General features: G+C 38.1%; 24 protein-coding genes. 16 read left to right on the top strand and 8 right to left on the bottom strand.

Translation table 11 applies throughout. The annotated features are described in order from the left end of the window. The first annotated feature begins 469 nt into the window (after positions 1-469). From F7984_RS12730 to F7984_RS12740, 3 genes are read left to right on the top strand one after another with little or no spacing between them, the layout of a single operon-like run. Positions 470-790 (top strand): PadR family transcriptional regulator, encoded by a 321-nt coding sequence (locus F7984_RS12730; RefSeq protein WP_066104658.1) that lies wholly within the window; start codon positions 470-472, stop codon positions 788-790. Further along, a complete protein-coding gene (locus F7984_RS12735) occupies positions 787-1,347 on the top strand; it encodes an HAAS signaling domain-containing protein (RefSeq protein WP_066104661.1) in 561 nt (186 codons plus the stop codon). Before F7984_RS12730 ends, F7984_RS12735 begins: the two co-directional genes overlap by 4 nt. Next, positions 1,340-2,134: a DUF4097 family beta strand repeat-containing protein gene (locus tag F7984_RS12740; protein WP_139892417.1), complete on the top strand. Its 795-nt coding sequence runs from the start codon at positions 1,340-1,342 to the stop codon at positions 2,132-2,134. Before F7984_RS12735 ends, F7984_RS12740 begins: the two co-directional genes overlap by 8 nt. Before the next feature lie 53 nt (positions 2,135-2,187). On the opposite strand, the gene F7984_RS12745 is transcribed toward F7984_RS12740, so the two are convergent. Then, on the bottom strand, positions 2,188-2,496 hold the full coding sequence (locus tag F7984_RS12745; RefSeq protein ID WP_225983600.1) for a hypothetical protein: 309 nt from the start codon (positions 2,494-2,496) through the stop codon (positions 2,188-2,190). A gap of 319 nt (positions 2,497-2,815) precedes the next feature. Between F7984_RS12745 and F7984_RS12750 the strand changes: the two genes are divergently transcribed. Together F7984_RS12750 and F7984_RS19705 are read left to right on the top strand one after the other, a co-directional pair. Continuing rightward, entirely contained in the window at positions 2,816-3,064 is a 249-nt protein-coding gene (locus F7984_RS12750; RefSeq protein ID WP_066104667.1) for a hypothetical protein, read from the top strand. 3 nt (positions 3,065-3,067) lie between these two features. Next, entirely contained in the window at positions 3,068-3,244 is a 177-nt protein-coding gene (locus F7984_RS19705) for a 3-oxoacyl-[acyl-carrier-protein] synthase III C-terminal domain-containing protein (protein ID WP_077248084.1), read from the top strand. 87 nt (positions 3,245-3,331) lie between these two features. On the opposite strand, the gene F7984_RS12760 is transcribed toward F7984_RS19705, so the two are convergent. After that, a complete protein-coding gene (locus F7984_RS12760; protein WP_066104670.1) occupies positions 3,332-4,126 on the bottom strand; it encodes an SDR family NAD(P)-dependent oxidoreductase in 795 nt (264 codons plus the stop codon). Positions 4,127-4,153: 27 nt separating this feature from the next. Then, complete coding sequence (locus F7984_RS12765; RefSeq protein WP_140462062.1) at positions 4,154-5,113, bottom strand: MBL fold metallo-hydrolase; 960 nt, start codon at positions 5,111-5,113, stop codon at positions 4,154-4,156. Between the two features lie 403 nt (positions 5,114-5,516). Here F7984_RS12765 and proC point away from each other — a divergent pair, with 403 nt between their 5' ends. Further along, positions 5,517-6,365 (top strand): pyrroline-5-carboxylate reductase, encoded by an 849-nt coding sequence (gene proC / locus F7984_RS12770; RefSeq protein ID WP_066104675.1) that lies wholly within the window; start codon positions 5,517-5,519, stop codon positions 6,363-6,365. 176 nt (positions 6,366-6,541) lie between these two features. On the opposite strand, the gene F7984_RS12775 is transcribed toward proC, so the two are convergent. Further along, on the bottom strand, positions 6,542-6,946 hold the full coding sequence (locus F7984_RS12775) for an NUDIX hydrolase (protein ID WP_066104677.1): 405 nt from the start codon (positions 6,944-6,946) through the stop codon (positions 6,542-6,544). A 291-nt stretch (positions 6,947-7,237) separates the two neighbouring features. Between F7984_RS12775 and F7984_RS12780 the strand changes: the two genes are divergently transcribed. From F7984_RS12780 to F7984_RS12795, 4 genes are all read left to right on the top strand, one after another. Continuing rightward, positions 7,238-7,354 (top strand): YjcZ family sporulation protein, encoded by a 117-nt coding sequence (locus tag F7984_RS12780; RefSeq protein ID WP_077248053.1) that lies wholly within the window; start codon positions 7,238-7,240, stop codon positions 7,352-7,354. 126 nt (positions 7,355-7,480) lie between these two features. After that, the gene (gene namA, locus F7984_RS12785) at positions 7,481-8,500 is read left to right on the top strand and encodes an NADPH dehydrogenase NamA (protein ID WP_066104680.1); all 1,020 of its coding nucleotides are present in this window, start codon (positions 7,481-7,483) and stop codon (positions 8,498-8,500) included. 370 nt (positions 8,501-8,870) lie between these two features. After that, complete coding sequence (locus tag F7984_RS12790) at positions 8,871-10,586, top strand: methyl-accepting chemotaxis protein (protein ID WP_140462061.1); 1,716 nt, start codon at positions 8,871-8,873, stop codon at positions 10,584-10,586. A gap of 600 nt (positions 10,587-11,186) precedes the next feature. After that, positions 11,187-11,621: a ferritin-like domain-containing protein gene (locus tag F7984_RS12795; protein WP_077248054.1), complete on the top strand. Its 435-nt coding sequence runs from the start codon at positions 11,187-11,189 to the stop codon at positions 11,619-11,621. 192 nt (positions 11,622-11,813) lie between these two features. On the opposite strand, the gene F7984_RS12800 is transcribed toward F7984_RS12795, so the two are convergent. From F7984_RS12800 to rnz, 3 genes are all read right to left on the bottom strand, one after another. Next, a complete protein-coding gene (locus F7984_RS12800) occupies positions 11,814-12,290 on the bottom strand; it encodes a bifunctional (p)ppGpp synthetase/guanosine-3',5'-bis(diphosphate) 3'-pyrophosphohydrolase (protein ID WP_066104686.1) in 477 nt (158 codons plus the stop codon). Positions 12,291-12,510: 220 nt separating this feature from the next. Next, positions 12,511-13,425 (bottom strand): DUF4240 domain-containing protein, encoded by a 915-nt coding sequence (locus F7984_RS12805; protein WP_077248055.1) that lies wholly within the window; start codon positions 13,423-13,425, stop codon positions 12,511-12,513. Positions 13,426-13,584: 159 nt separating this feature from the next. After that, entirely contained in the window at positions 13,585-14,502 is a 918-nt protein-coding gene (gene rnz / locus F7984_RS12810; protein WP_066104689.1) for a ribonuclease Z, read from the bottom strand. Positions 14,503-14,734: 232 nt separating this feature from the next. Between rnz and zwf the strand changes: the two genes are divergently transcribed. Together zwf and F7984_RS12820 are read left to right on the top strand one after the other, a co-directional pair. Further along, positions 14,735-16,219, top strand: coding sequence for a glucose-6-phosphate dehydrogenase (zwf, locus tag F7984_RS12815; RefSeq protein WP_066104691.1), 1,485 nt, complete (start codon positions 14,735-14,737; stop codon positions 16,217-16,219). Positions 16,220-16,250: 31 nt separating this feature from the next. After that, entirely contained in the window at positions 16,251-16,868 is a 618-nt protein-coding gene (locus tag F7984_RS12820) for a cyclase family protein (RefSeq protein WP_066104694.1), read from the top strand. Between the two features lie 57 nt (positions 16,869-16,925). Here the strand turns inward: F7984_RS12820 and F7984_RS12825 are convergent, their stop codons facing one another. Further along, entirely contained in the window at positions 16,926-17,315 is a 390-nt protein-coding gene (locus F7984_RS12825; RefSeq protein WP_140462060.1) for a thiol-disulfide oxidoreductase DCC family protein, read from the bottom strand. A 293-nt stretch (positions 17,316-17,608) separates the two neighbouring features. On the opposite strand from F7984_RS12825, the gene F7984_RS12830 reads away from it, so the two are divergent. The 4 genes from F7984_RS12830 to F7984_RS12845 all read left to right on the top strand — a co-directional run bounded on the left by F7984_RS12830 (position 17,609) and on the right by F7984_RS12845 (position 23,081). Next, a complete protein-coding gene (locus tag F7984_RS12830) occupies positions 17,609-18,361 on the top strand; it encodes a DeoR/GlpR family DNA-binding transcription regulator (protein ID WP_066104698.1) in 753 nt (250 codons plus the stop codon). Then, entirely contained in the window at positions 18,358-19,269 is a 912-nt protein-coding gene (gene pfkB / locus F7984_RS12835; RefSeq protein ID WP_066104700.1) for a 1-phosphofructokinase, read from the top strand. The genes F7984_RS12830 and pfkB overlap by 4 nt, the downstream gene beginning before the upstream one ends. A 12-nt stretch (positions 19,270-19,281) precedes the next feature. Then, a complete protein-coding gene (locus F7984_RS12840) occupies positions 19,282-21,201 on the top strand; it encodes a PTS fructose transporter subunit IIABC (RefSeq protein WP_066104704.1) in 1,920 nt (639 codons plus the stop codon). 434 nt (positions 21,202-21,635) lie between these two features. Then, positions 21,636-23,081: a peptidoglycan endopeptidase gene (locus F7984_RS12845; RefSeq protein ID WP_140462059.1), complete on the top strand. Its 1,446-nt coding sequence runs from the start codon at positions 21,636-21,638 to the stop codon at positions 23,079-23,081. Positions 23,082-23,151 lie beyond the last annotated feature (70 nt).

Consider the following 23,151-nt stretch of genomic DNA (forward strand, 5'->3'; position numbering starts at 1 on the left):
AACTTAAAATTACCAACAAAAAAAAGACTGCAACGATTACGTGTTGATACTTCCTCCAATCAAAAGAAGATTCGAACGTAAAAACGTCCAATCTTTACATTTGAGTTAGACAAAAGTACTCACGGCAACGTGCAGTCTTTTCGTTTAAAACGAGTTAAATCATATTTAAACGGGAGGACTGCACAAATCTCATATCGACTCGATGATACGCTACAACAATCACTGATTTTTTCATCATACAGTCCTCCTTTCATTGATAAGTAAATTGGTAAGTCTTTACACAGATTACTACTATTTGAATTGTTAGTCAATTACAAATTCAAAATATTTTCCGAAATTTAATTGCATGTTCGCTCAGTGAATTATTTTTACAAAAACATCCATACTACCTTGCATTAAACAGTACCATGTGTAATACTATAGTTACTACTATACAATGTATAATAGCGAAGGAAAGGAGGCTTTACGATTGAATGTCCAATTCAAAAAGGGCGTTTTAGAGCTTTGCGTACTTGTTATGTTAAATAACAAGGATCGTTATGGATATGAGCTCGTTCAGGGGATTTCCGATAAATTTGAAATTTCCGAAGGAGCCGTCTATCCGCTTCTCAGACGACTTACCAAAGAAGAATATTTCACGACCTATTTACAGGAATCTACAGAGGGGCCCTCTCGTAAATACTATCATCTAACAGAAAAAGGCCGGGATTACCTGAAGCAGCTGGTAAGAGAATGGCAAGCATTTTCCACAGGTGTTAATCAAATTATTGAGGAAGGTGAAGTACAGTGAATCGGGAACAATTTTTGCAACAATTATCTAACCATCTTAGCGCCCTGCCTAAAGAGGAACGCAATGACATCTTAAATGATTATAATGAGTATTTTGAAAATGGTTTATTAGAGGGAAAGTCCGAGAGTGAAATATCAGATAATCTTGGTTCTCCTGAATTAATCGCAAAGGAATTAAATATATCGAATACATTTGCCGAGATAGACAGGAAGATGACCTTCTCAAACGTCTTTGGTGCGATTGGATTAACAATTGGACTGAGCTTTCTGAATCTAATTTTTGTCCTTGGTCCTGCCATAGCTCTTGGAGGTATATTGTTAGGCGGTTGGGGGGCAAGTATCGGTCTCATATTATCACCATTCCTCCACCTGATTGGTATTATATTGGGTTTCAATCAGGCCTATGCATTTGAAGTTTTTCTTTCAATCGGGTTCAGCGGTTTAGGAATTCTCCTCTTGTTTGGCATGTATTATGTAACCATCTTTAGTTCTAAAGTGTTTATTAAATATTGCAAATGGAATGTTTCAGTTGTAAAGGGAGGTATGAAGCATGTATAAAAAGTGGCTGATTGTAGCTGGAATACTCATCGTTATTGGCTTTTCAGGAGCATTGCTGACTGCAAAATCGTTTTTTTCACTTCAAAATGAGAATGACAAACAAACGAAGCAGTTTCAAAGTTCAGAGATACAATCGATTGATGTCAATAATACCGTAGGGACAATCAAGCTGGCAGAAACATCTGGAGATGAAATTATTGTTGAGACAATTGGGTCTAAAATGTCCAATCCCATAAAAATAGAAGAGAACGGTGAAACCCTGTCCATTACAAACGAGGCGGATCATACTATTTCTCTAGGTGTTAATTTTAAAAAATCATCAGAGAATATTACAGTCTATTTGCCAAAAAAACAGTATGACAGAATCTCAGCATCAAATGAAGTCGGTGAAATTACAATCTCTCAGATTAATGCAGCCCACTTAAATGCAGAATCAGAAGTTGGAAGCATTCATATAAGCGATGTATCCTCCACTTCAATAATCGCTTCTTCAGAGCTAGGGAACATTAAGATACAAAAATACAGCGGCAAGCTCCAGGTCGATAATGAAGTTGGCTCGATTGATATTTCGACCGATGAAATCACTGAACCGCTTATCGCCAAAAATGAACTTGGAGAAATCGACTTAACAATTAATCAGGATCCAAATAACATCTTAATTACAGCAGACTCTGAGATTGGCAGTAAACGAATCTTTGGCAAAAAAACCGGAAGTTATATGAGTGGGGATGGAAGCATTACAGTTCAACTGAGCACGGAGACCGGCAGTATTCGTGTTACTGATTAATGAAAAACCCGATAAAACCTTCAAGGGCTTTATCGGGTTTATTTTCAATTCTATCAAACAGCTGTTTTAGCCTGATTTTGAGCAGCATCCACAAGGATGAATACCGCTGACAACAAGTGCATAATCATTCCAATACCAGGAATGAAGCCAACAACGGACGTTACAATTCCCAGTATATTTCCGTTAGCTTTTATTCCGGCTTTATACGAAAAGACTACAATGATGATATGGAAAGCAAGCATAATAAATAAGGGTACCCATGCCATGCTTAGGATAATTGTTCCTCCAAGAACAGGTATACCTAATAATGCTTCCATACCGCCTGATACCCATTTTAAAATATTAATCATTTGACGACTCATTACTAGCCACCCTCTCTCTTATATATTTTTTAAAATATTATTCTATAATAACTATATTTACTATATACCCATTAATCTAAATATTATTAACTATATTTTTCAATAAATATGTATTATGTTTATATAATTTTATCTTTCTTATCTTTATGTACATCCATTTTTCCAGTAACCATCTAACACGTTGCTGCTATTATAAACCTCCTCCTGCCCTACTTCATCAATAGAACTACTCCCCATCAATTAAAATTCCAAAAAAGATAACAGCACAAGCGGTATCGCTATACATAAAGAATACCTTTTAATCGTAGATTGCAAAGATATGAAAGTAATCAATCAAGATGTAGATAAGATTATTTATCAAAAGGAAGGATTAAGTAAATCCATAAATGCAAATGCTGACAGCCAATACATTCAATTTACCCCTTTCGATGCGAGTTTTTCTGCTCAGATTATTTTTGATCTATTTGACCGTATTTTGGAGCCGAATAGCTTGAGGATATCCGATATTGCTGCATTTTGTATTTCACAATTTGCATATGGAGATAAGTTAACCATTGAACAACACTAGGATATCCAAAGCCAAAAGGTCATTTATATTGGAGATCAATATGGCTATACAGGTTCGAGCAGTCCGTTCCTCGCTTTCCATGAAGGGATACAGGATGGGCGTATTAAGCGCGGAGATTATGTTATGTTTTGGACAGTTGGTGCAGGACATCAGTTCATCGCTATGTTATGGAAATACTAATCTCTTTATATAAAATGAAACGGATCTAGCATCAAGTCGTTGCAGGAACAAAAAATCCACCTTGTTTTTTAGGTGGATTTTCTGTTATCATTTTTTATTAAACTGACTTCGCCCGAGCGTTTCAACCGTCCTCGGAATTAAACTGTAAATCTTACTTCCCGCATTCATCCAGCCTGGTGCATTAATTTCCCGCTTATTTTTTAGCATGATATTCGTGATTTTTTCTGCCAGCTTGACCGGATCAATCATCAAGCGTTCAATGTTTTTGATATACGTACCTTCTTTATCTGCGATATTAAAGAAATTGGTTTTAATCGGTCCAGGATTGACGGATGTAACAAAAACATTCTCTGTATGCATTTCCATACGTAAGGCATTTGTAAATCCAAGTACCGCATGCTTCGTTGCTGAGTAAACACTTGATTTCGGCGTCGCCATTTTCCCAGCCTGGGATGCAATATTGATAATGTGGCCTGATTTCTTTTCTGCCATCGCAGGCAGTACCATTTTCGTACAGGCAATGAGTCCAACCACATTTGTATTGATCATGGATTCTGTATCATCTAAACTTGCGTCCAACACTTTCTCGAAAATTCCAAAGCCAGCATTGTTCACCAGAACATCGGTATCTCCCACTTCATTCTTGATGTGGGCAAATGTCTGTTCAACAGCATTCCGATCGGATACATCCAATGTATATACATAAACCTCGCAATTAAAATCAGTCATTAATTCTTTACGGATTTTTTCTAATTTGTCCAAACTCCGTGCGATTAAAACCAATTTTGCTCCACTTTTAGCAGCATGTCTGGCAATTTGTTCACCTAACCCGCCTGAGGCACCCGTAATCGTAACAATTTTCCCACGAATTCGTTCATTCATGTACTTCACTTCCTCATTAATGGTCCATTATTTATTATAATACCATACGACACCATCAACCATTTCACTTTCAATTTCATGAAGACTATCTAGATAATCGAGCTGGCCCAATGTCTCAAACAATGCCAGTGCTGGATCTCTCTTAACAGCCTTCGGAAATAATTGTATAGCTAATTCCAAGACGTTCCGACGGTCTTCCCCAATGAGGCTTTTAACATGAAATGCCCGCTCATGCTGATTTTTTAAACGTTTCTCTATTAGCTGGTATGGTTCAGTAATGTCCTTTCCATGCCCTGGATATACGATTGTCAGTCTTTCATTTTGCAATCGACGCAAGCTATCATTCAGTTGCAGTTGCGGCTTCAATCTCTCCTGCTCTGCCCTTTTCGGTACCTCCAGAATCGGGTTAGGTGAAATTTTACCCAATAATAAATCTCCGCCAATCAGTGTACCTGACTCTTCATGATAGAAGGATAAGTGACCCTGTGAATGGCCAAAGGTTTCCATTGCTCTCCAACCAGGATGGCCGGGAATCCAGTCTCCTTCTTTCAAAAAATGTGTGAGGGGTTTTGAACCCGAATACGTATATAGGGACTCTACATCATTGGCATATTTCATCAATTGCGGAGGTACGCCAAATTGCTTTGCCATACTTGTAAAATAATCTTTTTGTTCCTTCATAAATGCTGGATCCCTTTTAAGATACCGCTGGTTATCTTCATGTCCATACAATGGATCTTCTTGAAATACATCAATTAATCCACAGTGGTCAGAGTGGTGGTGGGTTAATATTACCTGTTCAATATCAGATAGCCTATATCCCAGTTCCTTTAACTGCCGTTCAAGTGCCTCTTTTGCTTCCTGTGTTTTAATTCCGGCATCTACCAGAGTTAAAGCATCTCCTTTTAGAAGATACGTATTTACATCTCCGACAGCAAACGGAGTCGGTATAATAATTTTTCCAGCTACCCTTGTAATCGAACTCATCTCATTACTCCCTGTTATGTATTTTAGTAATTATTTTTACATAATTTGTATGAAAATTCCATCATAAAGTTTGAATATTCTTGACACATGAGCTATTTTTTTGCATAATTTCTATTAATATCAAATAAATATACTTATACAAGCGTTCGAGAAAGAATAGTAAATCATGTATGGCGTAAGAGAGTGAAACCCGTTGGCTGTAAGGTTTCGCCGCCCACTGATGATTGAACCTGCCTTTCGAGCTGTCAGGAAAACCTGGCCGTCCGACCGGGCGTTATCCGGTATAAAGATGCAAGCATTCTAGAGCCGAATGCTCGTAAATTAAGGTGGTACCACGGAAGAATAGCCTTTCGTCCTTTACAGGATGAAGGGCTTTTTTTATTTTTACAAAGGAGGCAGGAGCATGAATAAAAAAATTGCTTTTCTTGGAGCCGGTTCTATGGCTGAAGCATTGATTGCAGGCATTGTAAAAAAAGGGGCAACTTCACCCGGAGATCTTTGGGTCTGTAATCGGAACAATGATCCTCAACTAGAACGCTTGAAAAAAAACTATGGCGTTATTCCATGCCGCAACATGTCCTCCCTTCTATCTGACGCAGATATCATCCTGATAGCCGTTAAGCCGAAGGATGTTTATACAGTCTTACAACAAGCCAAACCTTATCTAACCAGTAAGATGGTACTTATATCTGTTGCCGCAGGAATTTCTACTCAAAGCATTGAAGCCATTTTAGAGAATACTATGCCGATTATTCGGGCTATGCCAAATACATCTGCGGCAGTTGGAAAATCCGCCACTGCTATTTCAGGGAACATCTATATGAAACCAGAGCATCTTACACTGGCTAAAGACATTTTCAATACGGTAGGAATGGTCGTTTTTACAGAAGAAGAGAAAATGGATGCCGTCACAGGCCTCTCTGGAAGCGGACCAGCATATATTTATTACTTAATTGAAGCCATGCATCAATCAGCCCAACAAATTGGTCTTAATCATCAAGAAGCTCAAACTCTGATTATCCAAACGTTAATGGGAGCTGCCGAAATGGTCCACTCCTCCGATAAATCTCCTCAAATGCTGCGTTACGAGGTAACAAGTCCAGGAGGAACTACTGAAGCAGGTATCCAAATCCTTGAACAACATGGCGTTAAGGAAGCCTTTATTAAATGCATTCAAGAGGCTACCCTCCAATCAGAGCGTATGGGTAAGGAATTAGGAAGTAAAATCAAAGAAAAAATTCTATATGAATAAAATAAATAGTTATATGATGCGCGTATCAATTACAGCACTTCTCTAAGCGCATTCAGAAAAATGGTCAATCATTAATCATCTAACGGGAGGATTATACTATCCTCTCTTTTTTTACTATCCCACTCCAGTAGGCTTTCAACATTCAGCCCAGCAAATGTTAGAATCCCGCTCTCCCCTCATACATGATGAAATAATGATTGAACTTTTAAGGCCACCTCCATTGGTCTTACGTCAATAGATGTTAACTTTTCAAGACCCACCCATATTGGCAGGTACGTTCCTCTTCCCCTTGTTTTGTTTGTATATTCATCACCTTGCCCGGTGCCTATAGTTCCAGATAAAATTTCTGCCTTGTAGAAGTATTGGTTATTTCCGTTATATTTTACTTTTGAAATACATTCATTAACATTTACACCTACCCCCAATTCCTCGATGGCTTCCCTTTTAGCTGCAGCTTCAGGTGTTTCACCATTCTCTATGCCTCCTCCAGGAAAAACATAATAAACAGAAGCATTCAAACTTCTTTTAATGAGTACTATCTGATTGTTTTCTATAATTACCACGGAGCTCCGATCTCTCATAGCCATTCTCCTCCCTGTTTACGAGTATTGTTCTTGATATTTTTTATATAAAACCATGACTTATAGCAAAATAGCTGACCTTTTAACATTCGTAACATATTAATAAGGTAAAGAGGAATTTTCATAAGCTAATTTTAAATCCATTAATTCTCGAGAGTAATGATTGCTGCAGAAATTTAGGCTGTCCCAACTTTAAATATTGTCCAATCCATCTATCACTTTAAACCATATGATGGCTATGTAATGGGAATTCGCTCCCATTATTGCAGCAATGAACAGGAGGTGTCTGTATTGAGTGATTCTTATGGTGGTAAAGGTGTAGGAAGCTTTGCTTTCGTTGTTGTTCTTTTCATCTTGTTAATTATTGTCGGTGCTTCTTATGTTGGAGGCGGCTACGGCGGTTACTAAGTAAGATAGGGGGCATGTACTCGGGGATTCCCGGGCCACATGCTCTCTTCCTTTTATTTGAAGCATTTGATTAGTCACCCCTTAATCCCAACTGTTATACTTGGTTACTGAAAGGAGTTGTCATCAATGACTAAATCATTATTATTTGAACCATATACAATTAAAAATATAACTCTTAAAAATCGGATTGTCATGTCACCGATGTGCATGTACTCCAGCTACGAACGTGATGGAAAAATACAGAACTGGCATATGACTCACTATACAAGCCGGGCTGTCGGCCAGGTTGGTTTAATCATCGTGGAAGCAACCGCAGTTACTCCGCAAGGTAGAATTTCTGATCAAGATTTAGGCATTTGGAGTGACGATCACATTGAAGGTTTACATACGCTAACTGCTATGATGAAGGAATATGGCACAGTTCCCGGGATTCAGCTCGCTCATGCAGGGCGAAAAGCTGAGCTTGAAGGTGAAATTATCGCACCTGTTTCTGTGCCTTTTAATGAAAAAATGAAAACTCCTAGAGAAATGACCAAAAAGGATATTGCCGATACAGTTGAAGCCTTCAAACAAGCCGCTATTCGTGCCAAAAAGGCAGGATTTGAGGTTATGGAGATTCATGGCGCACACGGATACTTAATCAATGAATTCCTAACTCCTGCCGTTAATACTCGTACCGATGAATATGGCGGATCGCCGGAAAATCGTTATCGATTCCTAAAAGAAATCATTACTGCTATTAAATCTGTTTTTGACGGCCCATTATTCGTCCGAATCTCCGCTAAAGATTATCACGAAGACGGATATGAACCGGAAGATTATATTCAATATGCCCGTTGGATGAAAGAAGACGGAATCGATCTTATTGATGTAAGCTCCGGTGGTGTAATGTCAGTACCGGTACCAAGCTTCCCAGGCTATCAGGTCCCAATGAGTGAGACAATCAAGCATGAAGCCAACATTGCAACTGGTGCCGTCGGATTAATCACATCTGGCGTACAAGCGGAGGAAATCTTACAAAACAACCGTGCTGACCTAATTTTTATCGGTAGAGAATTATTACGTGATCCATATTGGCCTAAAAATGCTGCCAAGGAACTGCGTGCTTCTGTTGAAGCTCCTGTGCAATACGGTCGCGGTTGGTAATTTCCTTCGATTAAATCATTGTTTTGATTTAATAAAGTACAGGAAACAAATTAAGAAAAAAGTATCGTTTCTATAGAAACGGTGCTTTTTCTTTTTTTGAACCTTAAAATTCGACAGGAGAATACAAAATAATAATGACGAGATCTTAAACTAAAATTAAATAATTACATATTGGAACAATTCGATGTAGCTGTAGATTAGTATTTTTCCTTCACATCCGTACCAAAGGGACAAACATTTCTTCAGTTTCTCTTATCAGAATTTATTTTTCACAACAATTACATTATTTTCATGTTAAGACAAAAAAATGAATGCCGATAGTTAATTGAAGACCATTGTGACTTTCCTAATTGATAGGAGGAAAAATATATTGAAAAAGAAAAAAGCTCGTTCAATCAAGATTAAATTATTGATGTTAACTTTAATAACGTTAATCATTCCTGTAATCGTTATCGGTATCAGCGTATTTTTTATCTCAAAAGATCAATTGATTGAAACAGAGAAAGAAAATCTCCAAACAAACACTGATATGACAATTGGAATGATCGGACTCTTACACCAACAAGTGAGTGCTGGTTATATTTCCTTAGAGGATGCACAGCAACAATTAAATGAAGAGATTCTGGGAGAAGAAGAGCAAGTTTATCAAGGTTATGATTTTGGAGAAGATGGAGAACTATCTGCAATCGACAAAGATGGCACTCTTACCTTACATACTAAAAACGCAGATACAAATTATAAAGACCTTAAAACAAACGGAGACAAAACAGTGGATCAGCTGATTCTTGAGAAAGGTGAGAACGGGGCTTTCATATCGTATTCTTCCAAAAAAGGTGATGTTGAAAAAATAGCTTATGTTAAAAGGGAACCTTATTGGGAATGGACGATTATATCCAGCAAACCCGTCGCAAAAATTACATCTAAATCATCTGAGCTTGCCTGGTTAGTAGCTGTAATATCAATTGGCTCTGTCATCATTGCCAGTTGTACTGCTTACTTCTTTTCTGCAAAAATAGCCAAACCGATTTCACAGGTTAGTAAAGGCCTAAATCGGATTGCGACCGGTGACTTTTCAATCTCTCCATTAAAGAATAAAAGCAAGGATGAATTAGGACAGTTGGCAAGTGATTTTAATACAATGGTGGACAATACGAAGATACTGATCACCCAGGTTAACCATTCAACTGAACAAGTTGCAAGAGCATCCGAAGAATTGACTGCAAGCTCGGAGGAAACAACTCACAGCACAGAAGAAGTATCCAATTCCATTAACCATGTTGCCGATGTGTCTGATTCCGCTAATACTCGACTTCAGGAAAGTGTACACGCTCTTGAGGAAGTGACAACCTCTATCCAGCGTCTGGCAGGTGTATCAAACGAAATCTCCGAAACAGGCAGCAAGGTCGTATCAAAAGCAAATCATGGGAATGAATTATTATCCAGGACCATTCAGCAAATAGAGTTTATTTACAAGAAAGCCACTGAAAGCGAAGAAATCCTGAAAATGCTGGATACCAGTTCCAGTGAAATCAGCAAGATTTCAAGAACTATTTCAGCCATTGCCGATCAAACAAACCTTTTAGCATTAAATGCAGCTATTGAAGCAGCCAGAGCTGGAGAACATGGAAGAGGCTTTGCTGTTGTCGCAGATGAGGTACGAAAGCTTGCTGAGCAATCTCAATCCTCGTCCAGCCAAATCGTCAACCTTATTAAAGAAATCCAGTCAAATATGGAAGGATCGATTTCATCCATGTATGAGGTAAAGGTCGAGGTTGAGGAAGGGATGTCTGTTATCAATAATACGGAAGAGGCTTTCAAGGAAATTGTGGCTTACATGGTTCAAATGGAACAAGAAGTGAATAGCATGGCCGCTTCAGTCCAACAGATTTCGGCCAGCTCCAACCTTGTATCGGATTCCATTAATCAAGTAGCAGAGGATATATCAAGTGTGTCAGTGCATACAACTAATATAGCTGCCTCTACTGAAGAACAGCTTGCAGCCACCGAAGAAATCAGCCTGTCCTCAAGCTCTCTATCCAAGCTCTCATCAGAGTTACAGGAGCAAATGGCGAAATTTAAGCTATAAAAATCTCTTATTACAATTGAAAACTTGGAGAAAATCCAATTTAAGGAAAGACCTTCAGAGAATTTGGCGTGCTGGCAACATTCTTTATGGAAGGTCTTTCTTTTTGCTATTTTATAAGGTTTGTTTCTGAGCATTAAAGATAGCTTTTTTGCTGTCTCCGTTATTCAACTAAATCCCCTTTTTTAAGTACATTTATTCACATATAAATTCTATATATTTTTTCTATGTTAAACTTTAATATTGTTTTTCCCACTTTAAATTGTTTTTTTATTGAAGCATCCCTCACCAATAAAACAACTTTAATTTCATTATTTCTTTATTGCAGATTAAGCATTTAGGTTTTTACGGAATACTTTTTCGGCTCTTGATAAATGATCCAGACGAGTCTTTCTAATCAACACTTCCCCGTCTGCCGTCTGTCGGTTTCTCCAAGCCAAATAGCAAGTGGTTGAGGTCTCAGTGTTATTATTGGTTTTCCTCTAATAAAATCGTTTCACTATTTTCAACAGCTGCTAACATTTGAGCTGTATCGATACCGCAATCTAATAATTTTCACTTTCATGGACATAGTAAAATTATTATTTTAAGGAAGTGATATGATTGGACCAAAAACAAGCGATTAAGACGCTTAACACATTCTTAAGAGGTTCATATATGGCCATTAACGCCTATGAACACTTTATAAAAAAGCTACAACATTCCTCATTAAAAGACTCGTTTATTTCGATCCAGAAAGACCTAAAAAATCACGCAATCCTTATTTCAGAGAGAATTCAAAATCTAGGTGGTACACCTATAACGAGTGAAGGAATATTTGGAAGGATTGAAGCGAAAGTTGTAAATTTGATTGAAAACTACAATTCAGAGGAAGAGATTATAAAACATGCTATTAAGGGGGAAAATATATATGGGATAAAAATGAGTGAGGACCTAGTAAGGGGGAAGTTAGATGAAGAAAGTCTTAGTCTAGTCCATAAAATCCTGGATAAAGACCGGGAACATGTGGATTATCTAAAATCTCTTCTACATTCTTAAAAGTGAATTTCTCATTCAAATTAATTTTAGTACATTTCATTTCTTCCAAGCCTAACATATATATTTAATAAAAAAATCACCTCAAATCAAGAGGTGTTTTTTTTATCAATTAAAATTTTTGCTTTCATATTCATTAATATCATTTTTCCTAATATGATTAAATAAGTTGGTTTGATATCATTGATTCCTTATTCACTTCTCTTCCAAAATCTCTATCCATTCATCATCGCTATAAATCCAAGTATCTTCTGTTAGAATTCTAATTTCTCTTTCATACTTTTCTGCACGTTGATAATCTTTTTCCTGTGGGTTAGGAATTCTGGATAAGTCTCTGTTTTCTTTTAAGTCCGCTATTTTAACTGTTCGACCAAGCTCATTTAATTTGGCGCGATATATAAATGCTCCCCTCTCTTCTCCTTCCCTTCTAGTCACAGAATCAATTCCAGCTATAATTTTTTCTGAAAAGCCATATTCTCGTAAATCATCAAAGGTAAGCTCTGTATCCTCGATGATATCATGCAACACTCCGACAATTTTCTCTTCTGCCGTGTCTAACCTATTCATTACAGCTAATGGATGATTAATGTAAGGGTTACCGCCCTTATCAAATTGATCCTTATGATACTTTTTAGCTAATTCAATAGCTAAGTCTAATAACTCCTCAGACATACTAATCCGTCCCCCATTCTTTTTTAAATATTATATTAATATTATAACTTCATTTGGAATGAAATAAGAAATGGGTCGCTTTCATTTAATCGCAGATAAAAAAACATCTCAAACAACAGAGAGTTTTTAATAACAGGTAGAAAATCTTCTCTCTCAAACGGAAGTCAATAGCACTCTTATGCATTAATACCTTTCCTAAAGAATCACCTCAAACGGCTGTTTAGCCCTTCCATCCAGCAATATTTGAGAAAGTTTCATAGCTGCAGCCGGATGTATACTCAAAATCCTTTTTCATTCTTGTTGCATAAGCATAGGAGGCTATTGATAATAAAGGTTCAAATGTTCGATTTTTATTCATCATCTCGGGATTTTTTAATGTACGCTCAAAATTTTGCTGCCCCTCTGCAACCACTGCACAACGGATATACAAAAATAAATCAACAGAAAAATTGATTGGATTATCTTCTGTATATGAATATTCTCCGATGTTTTTGGCATGCTCTCTAGTGTCTAATAGGTAGAGTTTGTAAGATAATGCTTCCTCAAATTCTTTTATATCTTTTACACTCATTTTTGATAAAGCAATAACGGCCGGTTCTAGTATATCTTCTCTCCCATTACCATTTGAATTCAGCAAGGAAATAATAGACCAAAATTCTTCATCATGCATCATCTTTTTAGGTACTTGAGCTATATTTCGATTTTCTTCCTCTTCATTTTTTTGTTCCTCTTGAACTTCTTTAATAAAATTCTCCTGATCATTCTCCCATCTCCATTCATGATAAACCTCTATTCCAATACGATCCCATTGTTCACAGAATGAATTGCATATTATAGCTTTTTCCTTTTCCGCCAAAGGAAGATTTCCTATATATATTAAATCCCGAGGAGGCTCTCCATCAACCCATACAAGGGCTCGATTATTCTTATAAAAAAAACGATTTTGACGAAGGATATAAGTTAAACAATTATTCTCAATAACAGGCAGTTCCTCACCTATATATGGAGTTGTGATAACCAGGTATGAGCCTAATTCTTGATGGTGCTTAGCAATTCTTATCGCACCAAACCGTCCATCAGGCAGTTTTACAGCAAACACATCTCCAATTAATACTTCAAACTTTTGTTTATCCAAATCGTATTCCCCCTATATATGTATACATCAATTGTATTACATTTTCTTACAAAAGGGTTTTTAATTAAAACTAGTAAAACTATGCTTATCCCAGAAATAAAAAAAGATAGCAGGACATACGCTTCCTGCTATCTCTACTATTAGTTTATCGATTTATTTTTAAAGCTTAAAAACCGAAAAATCTCTCGCTAATTCAGTATTTGCAAAAACAGCTTTGGCCTCATTAACAAGCTCTATTTCATCATCCATAGTAAATCTGGAACTGATGTGAGTGAGGATTAAACGCTTGGCACCCGCTTTTACAGCGCATTCGGCTGCCTGAATGGTAGTCGAATGAAAATAGTCAGCGGCCATCTCTTCCTGTCCCTTTTGGAAAGTAGCTTCATGAACGATGCATTCAGCGTGCAATGCCAGATTGACAGTATTTTCACACGGGCGGGTATCACCCAATATAGCAATCACTCTCCCCGGCTTAGGTGTTCCGATATAATCTCTGCCATTTATTATGCGGCCATCCTCCAATTGGACCATTTCACCTTTTTTCAGCTTGCTGTATAACGGACCGGGCGGAATTCCAGCTTCTTTTAATAAATCAGCCCGTAGTTCTCCGGGTTTATCTTTTTCGACGATTCGATACCCATAGCTTAAAATAGCATGATCTAAAGGCAATACCTCCACTCTGAATGTCTCATCCTCGAATAGCAGACCATCTTCTACTATTTCCACGAATGACAGATCATATTTTAAATGAGTTTGGCTCAAACGCAAGGACGTTTCCACATACTCTTTGATTCCTACCGGTCCGTAAATGGTCAGCGGTTCTGTCCCCCCCTGAAATGAACGGCTGCCAAGTAAGCCAGGTAGCCCATATATATGATCACCATGCAGATGCGTGATGAATATTTTCTCTATTTTTCTCGTTTTTACAGGCGTGCGTAATATTTGATGCTGAGTCGCTTCTCCACAATCAAACATCCAGCTTGCCCCTCTCTCTTCATTCATCTGCAGGATAAGCGAAGATACGTTTCGCTGCTTAGCCGGTATGCCGGCTCCTGTTCCTAAAAATACAAATTCCAATCTAATTCCTCCAGCCTATTTGAATACATCTATTTTACAGCACTCTTCCTTTTTTTTCAGCATTTGAGAAAATCCGAATACTTCCACATTTTTAATATAGCGATAAAATATTTTATTTTCTCCCTCTTTATCTGTAAACTAAGTATAGATGGAAAAAATTCAATCCATTGATAAAGAGTTGAATAAGAGATAAAATAAACTATCGTAATTACCATATAAGGAGAGGTTCTGAATGCCCACTATTGACAAACAATCAGGATTAATATTGATATTTGGGGCTACTGGAGATTTAGCGCAACGGAAACTTTTCCCTTCATTATTCCGTCTATACACGAAAGGCAGATTATCTTCAAACTTCGCCTGTATAGGAATTGGCAGACGCGAATGGACAACAGATCGTCTTAAACAACATATTCAGGAAGCGGTTGCCGATGAACATGGCACTGATTCAGAAAAGCTTGAATTTGCCGGTCATTTCTACTATCAATCACTGGATGTCAGCCAAGCGAGTGTATCATATGAAGAACTGCGTCTCTTGGCAGACCAATTGGATGAAAAATATGAGTTAAATGGAAATCGACTATTTTATCTTGCGATGGCACCGGAGTATTTTGGACCGATTGCCACAAGATTAAAAGAAGATGGATTGACCAATACAGCCGGTTATAAACGCTTAGTTATCGAAAAGCCATTCGGCCATGATTTTAAATCAGCTGAAGAGCTCAATAATCAGCTTCGTCAATCATTCTCCGAAAATGAAATTTATCGAATCGATCATTATTTAGGGAAAGAAATGGTTCAAAATATTGAAGTGATTCGCTTTGCAAATGCTTTTTTTGAACCGCTTTGGAATAATCACTACATAGCCAATGTTCAGATTACCTCTACAGAAACTCTCGGAGTTGAAGATAGAGGCAGATATTATGAGAACAGCGGTGCCTTGCGTGATATGGTTCAAAACCATATTATGCAAATTGTTTCACTGCTTGCGATGGAGGCTCCGATTAAATTAACGACTGACGAGATCCGCAGTGAAAAAGTTAAAGTACTTCGCTCCCTTCGCCCTATAAAGGAAGATGAAGTAGATCAATACTTTGTGCGCGGTCAATATGGTGAAGGTCAAGTCGGTGACAAACTTTTACCAGCATACCGTTCTGAAAATATGGTTGACCCAGAGTCCAATACAGAAACTTATGTAGCCGGAAAATTGTTATTTGAAAATTTCAGATGGGCCGGTGTACCGTTCTATATCCGTACCGGCAAGCGGCTTGCGGCGAAGTCTACTCAGATTGTCGTACAATTTAAGGACGTGCCGATGAATCTGTTTTATAGAACTGAAGAGCAGCTAAACCCTAATTTACTAGTTATTAATATCCAGCCTAAAGAAGGAATCACGCTTCACCTCAATGCTAAAAAAGGCGGAAAAACACCAGTTAAATTAAGCTTTAGGACTTCCAAATACGACCGATTCAATACCCCTGAAGCCTATGAACGCCTGCTTTTCGATGCGATGCGCGGAGATGCAACAAACTTTTCCCATTGGGATGAAGTAGCCTTGTCCTGGAAGTTCACAGATGTAATTTCTCGTGCATGGGAAAGCCAACCTGCTGGATGTTTCCCTAATTATTCATCCGGTTCAATGGGGCCAGAGAGCGCAGATGAACTGCTCTCAAAAGATGGCTTCCATTGGTGGGCAATTGAAGAAGAAGACGAGTAAATTAAAATAAAGTTGTGGAGGAGAAACCAATATGAAAATTTATGATGTTTCTATGCCAATTTACACTGGAATGCCCGTTTATAAAAATATTGAGGACAAACAGCCAGTTTTCAACACTGTAACAAATGGACATGTTACCGAATCCCGTATTACTCTTGATGCTCATGTCGGAACTCATACAGATGCCCCGCTTCATATGATGAATGACGGTGCTACTATTGAAACAATTGGACTTGAACGTCTCGTTGGTAAGTGTAAAGTATTTGATTTAACTCATGTAACAGGGTTAGTTGAAAAAGAAGATCTTGAGTCTTTGCCTATTGAAAAAGGTGACTTTATTCTTTTAAAAACAAAAAACTCTTTCGATGAAGAATTTAACTTTGAATTTATCGCGCTAGGTGAGTCTGGTGCGAAGCATGTGTCTGAGATTGGCATTAATGGAGTGGGAATCGATGGGCTTGGTGTTGAACGTGCCCAACCTGGACATCCTACTCACCGTACCCTTTTTGCAAACGATGTAATTGTTATTGAAGGCTTGCGCTTGAAAGATGTCCCTGCCGGTGAATACTTTATGGTCGCAGCACCGCTTAAATTGGTAGGCATTGATGCTGCTCCGTCTCGTGTATTATTGCTGGATGGTATGCTTTAATAAATGATTAAATCCACTTTCGCGTGCGAAAGTGGATTTTTTTTGATGTTGAACATATCATAAAAACCTTTTTCGAATTTCCGGTGAAAGCAGTATACACTGATCTTTCTTACCGAACCATTTAATTCTGTTCCTCGCAATTAAATCATACACTCTATCTCTAATAGTTCTTGGAACCAGCTTAAAGACATACAACATACTCCATAAACCCGATAAATGTTTACATATCCTTAAGGCAGCCGAAGACTTCATATAGTATTTGTGATTATCTGGTTCAAGTAAAATTAAGCTGTCTATTCCTTCAGGAACATGGTATTCCTTTAATAACTGCTGGCCTGCTTCACTCTGCAGGGAGGCAAAAACAAAAATTCCTTTCGGGTCTCTTTTAATGATAAATTGAACACTCTTATCGCAAAAATTGCATTCCCCATCAAATAATACAATCATCTTCTACTAACCCCCTTCTCAAGTTGCCCCTTCGGTTTCTATTGATAAAGTTACCCTCTTTATTGTGATATAGACAATTTTGTTACCCCAAAATATAAATTCTTCTATTTGATTATACTAAACCCATCTTATTAAATATTGGATTTTATCTAAAAACCATCTCAGGTGCTATAAAGAATTAACCCTATGATAGTTTTTAAAAACTTCATGAATCTTTTTGATTGATTTTGAATGAATTTGATTGATTTTTATTTATAAACAAATTATATTTAAACGGTAGGGAGGTGACTGGATTGCTGACTTCAGAAAGACAGCAATATATCATCGAAAAAATCAACCAAAATGGCTTCATCAAAATACAGGAGCTAGTAAAAGAATTACATACATCAGAATCCACAATTCGCAGAGACTTAAGCCAATTGGAAGACATGTCTATTTTAAAGAGAGTACATGGCGGAGCTGAACTTGTGAAAAAACGCAGCATTGAACCAACGATTCTGGAGAAATCCACTTCCAGAACAAGCGAAAAAGAAGCAATCGCCAAAGAAGCGGCGAGTATTATTGATGATGGTGATTGTATTTATCTTGATGCCGGTACTACAACCCTTGCTATGATTCCATTCATTCAAAATAAGCCCATTACCGTTGTCACAAATGGGATTATGCAGGCAGCTGCACTTCAGGAAAGCAATATTATTACGTATTTAATTGGTGGCCGCATTAAGAAATCTACAAATGCAATAATTGGCAGTCAGGCTATCAATAATATTAACAACTACCGGTTTGATAAAGTTTTTCTAGGAATAAACGGCATTCATCCAGATTGGGGCTTCAGTACACCTGACCCAGAGGAAGCTATATTAAAAAGATCAGCCATCGATTTATCGAAAGAAGCTTTTATATTAGCCGATTTCAGTAAATTTGATGAAACATCGTTTGCCAGAGTGGCTGAATTGAATCAAGCAACCATAATTACCAGCGGGATGGATTCAGCCAAATTGGCTAAGTATAAGATGAATACAAAAATAAAGGTAGTGAAATCATGATCTATACCGTAACACTAAATCCATCGGTGGATTTCATCGTAGAGGTTGATCATTTTCAACTTGGTGGCTTAAATCGAATGAGTAAAGAAGCTAAATATCCAGGAGGAAAAGGAATAAATGTTTCACGTATCCTCTCCCGAATCGGTTCAAAAACAACTGCACTTGGTTTCAGCGGTGGATTTCCGGGTAGATTCATTCTCGATGCTTTAAGAAAAGAGAGCGTACCTGAAGATTTTATCGATGTTGATGAAGATTCCCGAATCAATATAAAGCTAAAAACTGGGCAAGAAACTGAAATCAATGGATTAGGGCCATACATAAGCGCCGAAAAAATGGATGAACTCCGTCAAAAGCTTTCAAACATGACCAAAGAGGATATTCTTGTTTTGTCAGGCAGCATCCCTCCTTCCATTTCACCAGATTTGTATCAGCAGTTAACAAGGGAATATGCAGCACAAGGCATACAGGTAGTAGTAGATGCAAGCGGAAAAACCTTACTCGATGTTGTAAAAGAACATCCTTTTCTTGTGAAACCAAATCATCATGAACTTGGAGAACTATTCGATACGAAAATAGAAACAACCAAGGAGGCCATTCAGTACGGTAGCATTCTTGTTGAGCAAGGTGCTAAAAACGTGATTGTTTCTATGGCAGGCGATGGAGCTTTACTTATTAATCGTGATGGAGTTTATACAGCTACGATTCCAAAAGGTGATGTAAAAAACTCTACTGGCGCAGGCGATTCTTTAGTAGCTGGATTTATCGGGAAGTGGGACCAAACGAAGGATATACAAAAAGCATTTCAATATGGAGTTGCCTCTGGAAGTGCAACAGCATTCAACTACGACCTTGCCGAAAAAGAACATATCGAAGCTCTTCTCCCGCAAGTTGAAATTCAAAAACTATAAGGAAGTGAAACCATGAGAATCACAGACCTGTTAAAGAAAGATACTATTATCCTGAATCTTTCATCCAGTAACAAAAAAGAAGTTATTGATGAACTTGTCAGCAAACTAGATCAAGCAGGCAAACTGAAAGATCGTAAAGGATATCATGAAGCAATCATGAAACGTGAAGAGCAAAGTACAACCGGTATCGGTGAAGGGATTGCAATCCCCCATGCTAAATCGGCAGCTGTTAAAGAAGCGGCCCTATGTTTCGGTCGTTCCATTAACGGAATTGATTATGAATCATTGGATGGGCAGCCCGCTCGCCTGTTCTTTATGATAGCTGCGCCTGACGGAGCAAACGATACTCATCTTGATACCTTATCCAAGCTGTCATCTATGTTAATGTATGATGATTTCCGTCAGGCCATTTTGAAAGCTGCCTCAGAGGATGAAATCCTCTCTATTATTGATGCCAAACAGAATGAGCTTGAAAATGAAGATTCAAAAGATCAGCCTGCTCCGGATACTGCAGAGGCAAATGAAGAAGGTTATGTGTTAGCCGTCACTGCCTGTCCAACTGGAATTGCGCACACCTATATGGCAGCGGATGCCTTAAAAGCAAAAGCGAAAGAAATGAATGTAAATATTAAAGTAGAAACAAATGGTTCCACCGGAATCAAAAACCCTCTCACTGCTGAAGATATTCAAAAAGCAAGTGCAATCATTGTTGCTGCAGACAAAAACGTTGAAATGAATCGTTTCAATGGCAAACATGTGATTCAAGTTCCAGTAGCACAGGGAATCCGTAAGCCAGAAGAACTAATTAACCGTGCTTTAAAACAGGATGCCCCAATTTATGAAGCCAAAGGCGGATCCACTAATCAAGATAGCGGGAATCAGGAGAAAAAAGGGATAGGCTCTCAAATATATAAACACCTCATGAGCGGTGTAAGTAATATGCTTCCATTTGTTGTCGGCGGCGGTCTCTTAATTGCCCTTTCCTTCTTATTTGGCGGAATTAAACCTACGGATCCAACGACACCGGGCTACAATGAATTTGCTGCAGCACTCAACACCATTGGCGGCGGAGACAAGGGTGCGTTCTTCTTATTAGTACCCGTACTTGCCGGTTTCATTGCCAGCTCGATTGCAGATCGCCCAGGTTTCATGCCCGGTATGGTCGGCGGATTATTGGCTGCAACGGCCGGCGCAGGCTTCCTTGGTGGATTAATCGCTGGTTTCCTTGCAGGGTATGTGACTCTTGGTGTGAAAAAAGCTTTCAATTGGCTGCCAGCTTCTTTGGAAGGTATAAAACCCGTATTGCTATATCCTTTATTTGGCCTATTAATCACCGGTCTAATTATGATATTCATCATTAATGACCCGGTTGTGGCCATGAATAAAGGGCTGACTAATTGGCTTGAAAACTTAAGCGGTACAAACGCAGTGTTCCTTGGTTTAATCGTTGGCGGTATGATGGCTGTTGATATGGGAGGTCCTATCAATAAGGCTGCTTTCACATTTGGTATAGCAGCAATTGCTGCCGGAAATGGTGTCCCCCATGCTGCTGTTATGGCTGGAGGAATGGTCCCACCTCTTGGCATCGCACTATCCACTACGCTCTTTAAACAGAAATATACTGACTCGGAACGTAAGTCTGGTCTTACAAACTATATTATGGGCGCATCCTTCATCACGGAAGGAGCAATACCCTTTGCAGCAGCAGATCCGATTCGAGTTATCGTCAGTTCTGTAATCGGTGCTGCTACGGCTGGAGCCTTATCTGCAGCATTTGGCTGTTCGACTCCCGCCCCACACGGCGGACTCTTTGTATTCTGGTTAATTGATAATCGCTACATGTACCTTCTAGCCATCCTAATCGGTTCACTTGTAACAGCTGTTCTTTTAGGTTTCTGGAAAAAGAATGCAACTATTAAGGATGTTGCGTAAGCAAAAAGAAAGAATGACCTTGTTTCTGGTCATTCTTTTTTATATGCACAAAATCCGCATATAACTTACTGTTAAAGCTAATATCTAATTTCTTTGGATAACTGCTGAGCTTAATTCTTTGTTTTTTCTAACTCGTTTATATATAACTGCCTAATGGTTCACTATAATATAATTTACATCGATTATACACTTCCCTAAATTTGTACGTCTGCAACCAGAATATTCACTCACCCCCTACCCAGGTATTAAATTCCTCCTATTGTTAATTATTCTAAAAAAATAAAAAATAGTAAGTTTTATTTCTAAATTTTATTAATCTCATATTCTTACAACAGCGAAAATTAATACTTATAACTTTAATCTAAAATTTTACTATGCTAATATAATAACGATATTGTATTTTTATCAAATAGCTAGTAAAGGAGTTGATTCAAATGAAGCATATAAAAGTTGTGACCCTCACTGCAGCTGCAATCATGTCCACTGCTTTTGCTCAAGAAGCCTCTGCAGCATCGACATATACAGTTAAAAAGGGGGATACACTTTCTTTTATTGCCTCAAAATTCAAAACAACGGTTTCGAATTTAAAGAAGTTGAATGATTTGACAGGTGACATTATTTATCCAAACCAAGTCATCACAGTATCTAGTAGTACATCATCATCCGGTATTACCGAACGTTCTATCAGTTCTAAAACTTACACCATTAAATCAGGAGATACTTTATCAGCAATAGCTGCTAAGCACTCTACGACTGTAAGTAAACTAAAGAGCTGGAATGATTTAAAGAATGATCTCATTTACCCTGGTCAAATTATTAAAGTGGCCGAAGGTGCTTCCGGATCCTCATCAAGCACCAATCATTCTTCTTCCGGAAGTACATCAGTGTCTACCAATCAGACATATACGGTAAAGTCAGGAGACACATTAAGTAAAATCGCCCGTAAATATTCAACTACGGTCAGTCAGCTTATGAGCTGGAACAACCTATCGAGTACAGTTATTTATCCGAATCAAACGTTAAAGGTGACTAAGTCTTCAACTACTACTGGATCTAGCAGTTCAAGTTCTACAAGTTCTTCCAGCAGTAGTTCATCCGCTACTACTTATACGGTGAAATCTGGCGATACGTTAAGTAAAATTGCCAACAAGCATTCAATTACAGTCAGTCAACTTAAGAGCTGGAATAACCTATCCAGTACAATTATTTACCCTAACCAAGTGTTAAAGGTGTCTAAGCCTTCTACTACTACAGGGTCAAGCAGCTCTTCAAGCTCTTCCGGCAGTACTGCTACTTCAACGACCTATACAGTTAAGTCGGGGGATACGCTAAGTAAGATTGCTAAAACCTATTCCTTGACCGTTTCACAAATCAAATCGATGAATGGGTTAAAATCTGATGTGATTTATGTGGGGCAAAAGCTGAAAATTTCAAAGGCAGCAAGTGATTTGCCTTCTGTTTCCGAACCTTCAAGCGGGTCTTCTTCCGCTCAGGAAACAATAGGAAACTCAGCTTTTACATCTAATCTGATTTCCATCAGTAAAAGCTTGATCGGCACAAAATATGTGTGGGGAGGAACAACACCATCTGGGTTCGATTGCAGCGGTTTTCTTTATTATGTCTTTAATAAAGCGGGACATTCTATGCCAAGATACACGGCTGAAGGTTTCTTTAATCGTTCCTATTATGTAAGTTCTCCTCAGCCTGGAGATCTCATTTTCTTTTCCGGTACATATAAGAAAGGAATCTCCCATTTAGGCATCTATCTAGGAAATAATGAATTTATTCATGCTGATAACAGCGGAGTACGTATTACTAGTACAAACAACAGCTATTATAAAAAACATTTTGATAGTTATAAGCGATTATACGCTAATTAAGATTCAGCGAGCGGGTTCTATTACCCGCTCGCTGTTTTTTCACCAATAGACTCACCTTCCCTCTAATGAT

It is taken from the genome of Pradoshia sp. D12, from assembly GCF_008935075.1.
Lineage (GTDB): Bacteria > Bacillota > Bacilli > Bacillales > Pradoshiaceae > Pradoshia.